The sequence below is a fragment of the Parapedobacter sp. genome (assembly GCF_053550995.1).
Genome location: NZ_JBMQOC010000014.1, coordinates 20,431 through 29,477, shown reverse-complemented (window position 1 = coordinate 29,477; position 9,047 = coordinate 20,431). Strand labels below are relative to the sequence as shown.

9 protein-coding genes are annotated in these 9,047 nt (G+C 55.4%); all 9 read left to right on the top strand.

Annotated features, from left to right (window positions below; translation table 11 throughout):
- On the top strand, positions 1-237 hold a 237-nt coding region (locus tag ACO1NT_RS02395; RefSeq protein ID WP_449046796.1), incomplete at its 5' end, for a hypothetical protein.
- Positions 230-1,177: a glycosyltransferase family 2 protein gene (locus ACO1NT_RS02390; RefSeq protein ID WP_449046795.1), complete on the top strand. Its 948-nt coding sequence runs from the start codon at positions 230-232 to the stop codon at positions 1,175-1,177. The genes ACO1NT_RS02395 and ACO1NT_RS02390, both read left to right, overlap by 8 nt.
- Positions 1,178-1,182: 5 nt before the next feature.
- Positions 1,183-2,256 (top strand): glycosyltransferase, encoded by a 1,074-nt coding sequence (locus tag ACO1NT_RS02385; protein WP_449046794.1) that lies wholly within the window; start codon positions 1,183-1,185, stop codon positions 2,254-2,256.
- Between the two features lie 10 nt (positions 2,257-2,266).
- Positions 2,267-3,472 (top strand): glycosyltransferase family 4 protein, encoded by a 1,206-nt coding sequence (locus ACO1NT_RS02380; protein WP_449046793.1) that lies wholly within the window; start codon positions 2,267-2,269, stop codon positions 3,470-3,472.
- Entirely contained in the window at positions 3,456-4,646 is a 1,191-nt protein-coding gene (locus ACO1NT_RS02375; RefSeq protein ID WP_449046792.1) for an O-antigen ligase family protein, read from the top strand. Before ACO1NT_RS02380 ends, ACO1NT_RS02375 begins: the two co-directional genes overlap by 17 nt.
- Entirely contained in the window at positions 4,625-5,641 is a 1,017-nt protein-coding gene (locus ACO1NT_RS02370) for a glycosyltransferase family 4 protein (protein ID WP_449046791.1), read from the top strand. Before ACO1NT_RS02375 ends, ACO1NT_RS02370 begins: the two co-directional genes overlap by 22 nt.
- A 43-nt stretch (positions 5,642-5,684) precedes the next feature.
- The gene (locus ACO1NT_RS02365) at positions 5,685-7,232 is read left to right on the top strand and encodes a right-handed parallel beta-helix repeat-containing protein (RefSeq protein ID WP_449046790.1); all 1,548 of its coding nucleotides are present in this window, start codon (positions 5,685-5,687) and stop codon (positions 7,230-7,232) included.
- A complete protein-coding gene (locus tag ACO1NT_RS02360) occupies positions 7,232-8,140 on the top strand; it encodes a glycosyltransferase family 2 protein (protein WP_449046798.1) in 909 nt (302 codons plus the stop codon). The genes ACO1NT_RS02365 and ACO1NT_RS02360 overlap by 1 nt, the downstream gene beginning before the upstream one ends.
- A 141-nt stretch (positions 8,141-8,281) precedes the next feature.
- Positions 8,282-8,992 carry a sugar transferase gene (locus ACO1NT_RS02355; protein WP_449046789.1) on the top strand — a complete coding sequence of 237 codons (711 nt, stop codon included), beginning with the start codon at positions 8,282-8,284 and terminating at the stop codon, positions 8,990-8,992.
- Positions 8,993-9,047 lie beyond the last annotated feature (55 nt).

Below are 9,047 nucleotides of genomic sequence, written 5' to 3'. Positions count from 1 at the left end.
GGGGGGCGCCTGTTTGGCCGGGCATTCCTGCCTGCCGTAATTGGCGGGGTGATCGCCTGGGCAGGTAGCCATTATGCGTCGGGCTGGCTGCCCCTACCCGGTGGATATGGCACGGTTATCGCCAACATCGTTATTTTTGGGTTGATTTATCTGACATATACGCTGCTGTTCGTGCTCAAGCCGGCGGCAATCCGCGAACTGAAAACACTTATTGGGAAAGGGACAAGAGATGCCTAAATTCTCCGTTTGCATACCGGCCTATAAAGGCCGCTTTTTATCGGAATGCATACAAAGCGTTTTAGGGCAGTCGTATGCCGACTTTGAAGTGATTGTACTCAATGACTGCTCCCCCGAACCGGTGGAGGAAATGGTACGGTCCTTTTCGGATACCCGTATCCGTTACTACGAGAATGAGCGCAATATAGGCGCCGTGCGGCTTACCGACAACTGGAACCGGTGCATAGCGCTGGCAGAAGGGGAGTTCGTGATGATCATGGGCGATGATGACCGCTTGGATCCCGGTTACCTCGAAGAGTTTACCGCCTTGATGATCCATTACCCGGGCTTGGATGTGTACCACTGCCGGAGCCTCATCATCGATGACGAGGGGAACGCATTGCAGCTCACCCCGGCCGGTCCGTCATTCGAACGGGTGTGCGACCACATCTGGCATCGCCTGAACCAGTGGCGATCGCAGTTCATTTCCGATTTCGTGTACCGTAGGGATGCCCTCCGTAGCATGGGTGGATGCTATGCCTTGCCCTTGGCCTGGGGGTCTGACGACATTACGGCCTATATTGCCTGTGCCCAACGGGGGATGGCCCACACCAACAGGCCCGTGTTCCACTACCGGAGCAATAGCTTGTCCATCACGTCAACGGGCAACGATTTAGAGAAGATGCATGCCAACCTGCGCTATGCGGCTTGGCTGCGCGACTTTTTAGCGATCCATACACCCCACGAAACAGAACAGGTCGTTTACCATACGCTGCTGCGGCAGCAGGATCGGCTCATGCTACAACGCAAACGATATACCATGGCGCTTTCCATGCGGACCCACCGGGTAAGCCGGTTCTGGATGTGGTACAGGCACCGTAAGCAATTCGGCCTCCGGCTATCGGACATCATCCTTGCGGCGGTAAAGGCCCGGGGGCTGGCTAAACGATTGTCGAACTGAGGCCTATGGATATTATTTTCAATCCGCCGGTCAATGAAGAAAACCAATACATCCGGATATTGGTTGCCGAACTGCGTGCCCGGGGGTATTGCATACACCCGCTCGACACCATTTTTTCCAGCAGCAAGCATTTCCGGTCCATCAGGTTGGTACACCTCAACTGGTTTGAAAATATCGATGGCACCAGCGTTTTCGCGGCGTTGCGCAGCTTTTTGCGCAAGCTGGTGGTGCTTACAGCCATCCGTTGGAGTGGAAAGCCACTGGTTTGGACGTTGCACAACCGGGTAACGCACGAAGCGGGTACGGCTTTTTTGAGCCGTGTCCTGGTGCGGCTGTTGGTCCGTTGGTCCGACCGCATCATCATCCATTCGGGCCAATCAGAGGCCGTACTGGCAGCGTATGGGGCAAAAGTAGCGGAACGGGTGGTTTATCTTCCCCACCCGCATTTCATCGGTGTATACGGCGATGCCGTTACCGCCACGGCACAGGGGCACGGCCCGTTGCAACTCTTGTTTATCGGTATGGTGAAACCTTACAAAAACCTGGAGTTGCTCATGGATGTGGTCGGCGCTTTTGGCCAGCGCGTACACCTTACCATTGCGGGCAAGGCAATGGATGAAGGTTATGCGCAGCAATTGATTGACCGGGCGGAAACCATGGGGAATGTAGCGTTATTGCCCTACTTCATACCGGACGGCGAACTACCCGGATTGCTCGGCCGTGCAGATGCCGTGGTATTGCCATACGACCTGAGAAGTAGCCTTAACTCCGGTACCGCTATCCTGGCGTTTTCTTATCGGAAAACCGTGATATGCCCGGAAATTGGCACGGTTTCGGATTTGGAGGACCACACGCTGGATACCTTTTGTTACCGATACGATACCGCCGGGGGGCACCGGAAGGCACTGGGAGAGCAGATTGAGCGGGCATTGGCCCGGAAAGCGGCCGATACGCAGGCGTTGGATGACATGGGCGGCCGCCTTTACCAGCATGTGGCGTCAGCCCACGATCCACATCGGGTTGGGGACGAACTGGACCGGCTGTACCGCGGGATCCTCGATAAGCATCGCCCCCGTTAAAATGGATCGGATGAAGATTTTGTATATCCATACACTCTATGCGCCCTATATAGCCGGGGGGGCGGAAATCTCCCTCAAGCTATTGGTTGAAGGCATGCAAGCCGCTGGCCATGAGGTAGCCGTATTGAGCTTGGTGCCCGGGGGTGGGTTGCGTGATGAGTGGGTAGACGGCGTAAAGGTATACCGGGCAGGCCTGAAGAATACCTACTGGCCATTTGCCAAGGAGCGCCGCGGCAAATTCAGTAGGCTACGGTGGCACGTTCGCGATCGGTACAACCGCGCGATGGCCACTTATGTGCGCGAGGTGTTGGCAACCGAACGGCCTGCGATCGTGTCGTGCCACAACCTCGTGGGTTGGTCCATCGCGGTATGGGATGAGGTGCGTCGTGCGGGTATACCCATTGTGCAGGTATTGCACGATATGTATCTGCTCAGTCCGAATAGCACCCTTTTCAAGCAGGGGCATACCCATGCCCACCAAGATACGATAAGCAGGCTGTTGCGTCGAAGGCACCGACGGGCGTCGGCTCTATTGACGGCCGTAGTGGGTATCAGCCGCAGTATCCTGGACCGGTTTCTCGAATACGGTTATTTTAAAAACGTGCCCCGCTACGTGGTGCATAATGCGCGCGACATCCCCGCGGTGGGTACGCCACGGCAGCGCGGCAACGGCGACCCGCTGACGGTGGGTTATATCGGTACGCTGGCCTCGCTGAAAGGGGTGGAGTGGCTCATCGCCCAATTTAAACGAGCCGGTATTGATGGCCGGCTACGGATTGCCGGAAAAGGCAAGACCGAAGATGTGCAGCGTTTCAATGAACTTGCCGGGGATGATGGCCGTATCGATTTCGTCGGTTATGTAACTCCGGCAGATTTTTATCCGACCGTCGATGTGCTGGTGGTCCCTTCGCTGTGGGAAGAACCCCTGGGCATGGTGGCGGTAGAAGGGCTGGCAAACCATTTGCCGGTGGTGGCGAGCGACCGCGGTGGACTGCGGGAAACGGTTGTCCACGGAGTTAACGGTATCCGTTGCAATCCCGACCGGCCCGACTCCCTCAGCGAAGCATTGGTGATGCTGTGGAGAGAGGTGGCGGTATATAACCGGATGGCGGCGGCGGCGCGGCACTCCGTAGCCGAGTACCTCAGCGTGGAGCGTATGGTAAATGAATATGAACAGGTGCTACACAAGGCAGTGGCAGATGATGCAGGTATTTAGAAACATAACGGCCCATCGATCCACTTGGTGCGAGGTATGGTTTTGCCTGGCGCTGCTGGCCGTTTTCCTGCCCATCAAAATCTATCCATTGGTATTTTTGGTAGCGGCTGTTTTTTTTGCGTGCGACACGAAGGTGTGGTTACGGCATCATTGGGTTGTTTCCCTGGCCGTGTTTACCGGATACGCCACCGTCGTATTCCTGATGGGTTTACCCAGTGAGCAGCGGGCGTTGACCAACTTCCTGAAGCTATTGGTCAACTTCACATTTCTATACGCCACTTCGGCGTGGCTGGCGCAGCGGCACAACGGCCGCCTGTTGGACCGCGTAGACATCACCCTGCAGGTCGTGCTGGCATTGAGCTTATTGCAGTTGTTGGTTTACCACCAGGCCACCGGTTTCCGGTGGTTGGCCGGCGCTGCCAGCTCTGCCCAGGGCAGCGCCCTGTATCAATCAGGAACCTATTTCTGGGGGCTGGACGACAAGAATATGTTTGGTGCCCGTATTGCCTTGCTGGGGTTTATATTTGTATTGCTACCCGTGGTCAGGCGGCAATCCCTTGTTTGGTGGCGTATCGTGGCCGTCTTCGCGCTGGCTTGGCTATCGCTTTCGCGCACACCGGTAGTGGCCCTTCTCCTGGGCACGGGTTGCCTCGTATGGCTGGTGGCCACAACCCGATGGCGCGTGGCCATCGGTGTATTGGTCGCTTTGGCGCTCCCGCTGGTTGCCCGATACGTCATCCGCGTGGAAAATATCACTGCGTCAAACGATGGGATGGGGGTGCGGTTAACCTATTGGAAAGCCTTTTTTGAACACTTTTCCAACATTTCCCCTTGGGGGAACGGGTTCATGAGCGGGGGCGATTTCCTGAGCCGATATGCCGCGTTTTACCACGGCGAACCCCATATCCATAACACCTTTATGAGCTGTTACCTCGATTTCGGTATCGTTGGGATTGTTTCTTACGTGCTGTTCCTCTGCTATTATTTCCTGTTTGGTGCGCAGAAATGGGGTGGCAGATGGTTCTGGTGGCTGGCATCCATACCTTTGGTGGCTATCATGATGATTCTCTACTCGGGATATGATAATGATATCGTGCTTTACCTGGCGTTGGTTTCCCTGCTTGGAAGTGCGGGGCCGGTACCGATGAAACCATGGAAGGGGAGGGCGGCCTGATGCGCGTATTGATAGATAACCGCTGGGATGCCGATACGGGAATCGGCAAGCTGTACCGCGAGGTGATGGCACGGATGCCAGCCCATATTTCACCTGCGTTTGTGCAGAGCCGTATGGGATTGGGCAACTTGTTAACGCCATGGATGCTTGCCCGCGAAATCGGACAGCAGCGGCGTGCCGATGTGTTTTATAGCCCCTCGTTTATGCCTCCCCTCCATAGCCCTATCCCGGTGGTATTTACCATCCACGACTTAATGCACCTGTTTTATTACACCCCTTGGCATCGCCTATATTACCGGCAGGTCATTGCCCGCCTGGCGGCGAAAGCCGATCGGGTCATCACGGTATCGCATTTCAGCAAAGGACAACTGGTCGATTTGCTAGGCATCGACGAACGGTCGATAACGGTGGTGTATAACGGCGTGGACGACCGTTATCGGATGAATAAAGATGCCTACGAGAATAATGAGCCGTATTTCCTGTATGTAGGCAACCGGCGGAAGAACAAGAATCTTCCCGCCATGCTGGAAGCTTTTGCCCGCGCAGCCATTCCGCGGGATTTTCAATTTTTCCTCACGGGGGCTGGCGATAGGGAGACATTGGCCCTCATTGAAAGGCTGGGTATCGGTAAGCGGGTCCGGTTTTTGGGGCATGTGCCCGAAGAGCGGCTCCCGGCGTTGTATCGTGGAGCACAGGCCACATTGTTCGTGTCGCTGATGGAAGGTTTTGGCCTGCCGGTTATCGAATCCATGGCTGCGGGTACGCCCGTGCTCACCTCCACGGCCGGTCCGTTGCCGGAAGTGGCAGGCGACGCGGCTTTGTGTGTAGACCCGCACGACGTGGCAGCCATCTCGGGCGGTATCGAAGTATTAGCCAACGATAGCGGCCGGCATCAGCAGCTCAGGCAGGCGGGATTAAGCCGGGCAGCGCAGTTTACGTGGGACAACACCGCCGCGCAGACATGGGCGGTGATAACAGAGGCTCCATCCCGCTGAGACGGGAGAAGGTATTGACAACTGAGTATAGGAAAGGGTGTATATGAAATGGATAGATAGATCGTATTTCGTTTGGGGGCTTGCGTTACTGACCATCGCATGCGCGGGCGAAACCCGTTCGCATACCGATGAGCCGGCAACGGAGAATGGCAAGCGCATCAATGTTATGGATTATGGCGCCGTAGGCGACGGCGATACCGACGATAGTGAAGCGATACAACGCGCCGTGGACAGCGCAGCGGTGGGCGATACCGTCTATCTGCCCAAAGGGACCTACCTGGTCAGCTCCATCCGGCTGGTGTCTAATGTACATGTGGTCGCCGATGGCCTATTGAAGCAATCGGCAGGGCTGTCGGCGCCGTTCGCCGTGGAACAGCAGCATTCACCGGCACCCCTCTTCCGGGCGCACCGCATATCAAACGTGTACCTGTCCATTCGTGCCGAAACGGTGAATGAGGCCATCTATGCCTCGCAATGCAGTAATATTACCGTTGCCGATAGCCACTTTAGGGGCGATTCGACCAACCGCCGATCGTTCCCGGCGGTGCTGTGGTACGATTGCTCGGCTTCGCGGGTGTTGGGCACCACCATCAGTCACTACGGCAGTGCAAGGCAATCTGCCACCACCTACCACCCGGGCACAGCGATCCGCGTGCTGTCGAGCAGTGGGATAACGATTGCTGACAACGACCTCCACCATAATGGCGAAAATGGTGTATTCATCCACGATAGTGAGAATGTCGAAATTGACGGCAACCGCATACACCACAACGGTATGAGCGGTATCCAAGTAGCGTTCAATGCCGCCGAACGGGTGGCTAATTACCGCATCACCAACAATCGCTTGGAACACAATGCGGCCGATGCCGTAGATATCAATAACCGGGCGCACGGCCGGGTGGTGGCTATCAATGCGCTCATTGCGGGCAATTACAGCTACCATAACGGCTTCGTGAATGATGAATCCACACCCGATGGTTCGGGGATAGGCACGCTGATCGGGATATCGGGTGTGACCTTGAGTGGCAACCGGGCATTTGGCAATAACCGGCCCGCCCTTTACATAGAAGGATGCGGAGACATCACGGCCAACCGGAACGTGACCGATGGGGCCTTCGAACTTGTTGGTCGGTGGGAGCACATACGGATGGAGGGCAACACGTTCCACACCTTGCGCCTGCTGGGCAATGCCAGCGGCGCACTGTTGGATATACGGCATGGCAAAATAGGCAGTGTAATGCTGCCGAACGGTATCGAAATCGATTCGCTGCGCATCATGGAAAACGAAATTTCCAGCGGACCGATCAATGTCAATATGGACGGATATTTCAAGTTCGAAGGCAACCGGCTGACAAGCGGCCACGAGCTGGGTGCATTGCTTTTGGTGAAGGTAGCGGGGGCTTCGCTGCTCGGCAACCACATTTTGAATGCGAAGAATGCTGCCATAACGGTGCGCGAAACGGCAATGCGGGTACGAATAGATAGTAATTTCGTGACCTCCGGCGGCACGTGGATACACGATTTCCGGCCACCCGACATCAAAATCAACAAAAACCAAGTCCGTGAAAACGTAGACATGGCGGAGCAGTGATGAAGGTGAACCTGTATATACCGACGTTGAATGGCGGCCAGCGGTTTGTGGAATTATTGGACATGCTAGCCCGGCAGACTTTCCCGTTGCAGCGATGTGTGGTAATCGATTCGGGTTCGACGGATGGGACCGTGGAAGCTGCCCGTTCCCATGGCTGCACGGTGATGGGGCTGGGCGGAGAAGGGTTCGACCACGGCGGCACCCGCCAGCAGGCCATCGATGCTTACCCCGATGCCGATATCTACTGTTTGCTGACACAGGATGCCGTTCCCGCCGACGCTTCGACGCTAGCCAACTTGGTGCGCGCATTCACGAACCCCGAAGTAGGTGTGGCCTACGGTAGGCAACGGCCACACAGCGGAGCTACACTGCTGGAGCGCCACGCCCGGCTGTTCAACTATCCGGGCCATAGCCAGCTCCGTGCGTTGGCCGATGCGTCCACCTATGGCATCAAAACCATCTCCTGCTCCAACTCGTTTGCCGCCTATCGCCGCGAAGCACTCCAGCAAGTGGGTGGTTTTCCGAAGGGTACCATCATGGGCGAGGATGTAATCGTGGCGGGGCGGCTGCTGTTGCGCGACTGGAAAATAGCCTATGTGGCAGAAGGCTGCGTTTACCACTCCCATCCCTATACCGCACGTGAGGAGTTTGAGCGATACTTCGATATCGGTGTGTTCCACAGCGACAACCCCTGGATATTCGACGCGTTTGGCCGGGCCGGCGGCGAAGGGTGGCGCTACACCAAGTCAGAAATCGCATACGTGGTCCGCCGGAATCCTTTTTTGCTCCCAGCCGTGGGCTGCTCCCTCTTGGCGAAATGGTGGGGGTACCGACTGGGTCTTTCCTATCGCAAACTACCCCTTAAACTCCGAAAAGCGTTCTCCATGTATAAAGGGTATTGGTCATAGTGTGGAATTTTTCTACAGGCATGCCGAAGTTCTCTCAACGTCTAAACTCCTCAGTTTGCCTCTATGGGGCGTTATCGTAGGTTTTTAGTATGTGGCACTTAATTGGTATTTGGTTGTGTGTTATATAAGTGAAGCAGATTTATGGGTAGAGAAAATCAAATACAGCAATTGACCTATAACGTGGATAATCCGATATACGAGCTAATCAGCTATCCCCCCGTATTCCGTATCGACCTTAATGCGGTAAAAAGGAAACTCTTGGTCTACCAAGAGACCATCGTTATCAAACGGATGGTCGATATCGTGTTTTCGTCATTGGTGTTAGCGTTCGGATGGCCTGTGTATCTGTTATTGGCGTTGATCACTAAGCTCACGTCGCGGGGTCCCGTGTTTTTCAAACAGGAGCGGATCGGCAAGGGGGAACGGCCCTTTTTTATCTACAAGTTCAGGAGTATGCAGGTGGACGCCGAAAAGGCGGGGCCGCAGCTGGCTTCGGACGATGACCCCCGTATTACGAAGTGGGGTAAATTCATGCGGAAGACGCACCTCGACGAACTGCCACAGTTCTGGAATGTGCTCAAGGGCGATATGGCCATTGTAGGCCCGCGTCCCGAACGTCGGCATTTTATAGAGGAGATTAAGGCCCACAAACTCGAATACATGCGGCTCTTCCGGCTCAAGCCGGGCATCACTTCCATCGGGCAGGTCTATTACGGTTATGCCGAAAATGTACAACAGATGTGCGAACGGGTAGATTACGACCTCAATTACCTTTCGAGCATGAGCCTCAAAACCGATCTGTCAATTATCATGCAAACGGTCAAAGTGATGATTCAGGGGAAGGGAAAATAGCCGCGTCTGAAAAAATAATCGGTCGGCCAAGTAACAATCGGCGTATTCGGACGTC

Coding starts and splice junctions, on each gene's coding strand:
- ACO1NT_RS02390 (WP_449046795.1), top strand. CDS start 230: ATGCCTAAATTCTCCGTTTGCATACCGGCCTATAAAGGCCGCTTTTTA.
- ACO1NT_RS02385 (WP_449046794.1), top strand. CDS start 1,183: ATGGATATTATTTTCAATCCGCCGGTCAATGAAGAAAACCAATACATC.
- ACO1NT_RS02380 (WP_449046793.1), top strand. CDS start 2,267: ATGAAGATTTTGTATATCCATACACTCTATGCGCCCTATATAGCCGGG.
- ACO1NT_RS02375 (WP_449046792.1), top strand. CDS start 3,456: ATGATGCAGGTATTTAGAAACATAACGGCCCATCGATCCACTTGGTGC.
- ACO1NT_RS02370 (WP_449046791.1), top strand. CDS start 4,625: ATGGAAGGGGAGGGCGGCCTGATGCGCGTATTGATAGATAACCGCTGG.
- ACO1NT_RS02365 (WP_449046790.1), top strand. CDS start 5,685: ATGAAATGGATAGATAGATCGTATTTCGTTTGGGGGCTTGCGTTACTG.
- ACO1NT_RS02360 (WP_449046798.1), top strand. CDS start 7,232: ATGAAGGTGAACCTGTATATACCGACGTTGAATGGCGGCCAGCGGTTT.
- ACO1NT_RS02355 (WP_449046789.1), top strand. CDS start 8,282: ATGGGTAGAGAAAATCAAATACAGCAATTGACCTATAACGTGGATAAT.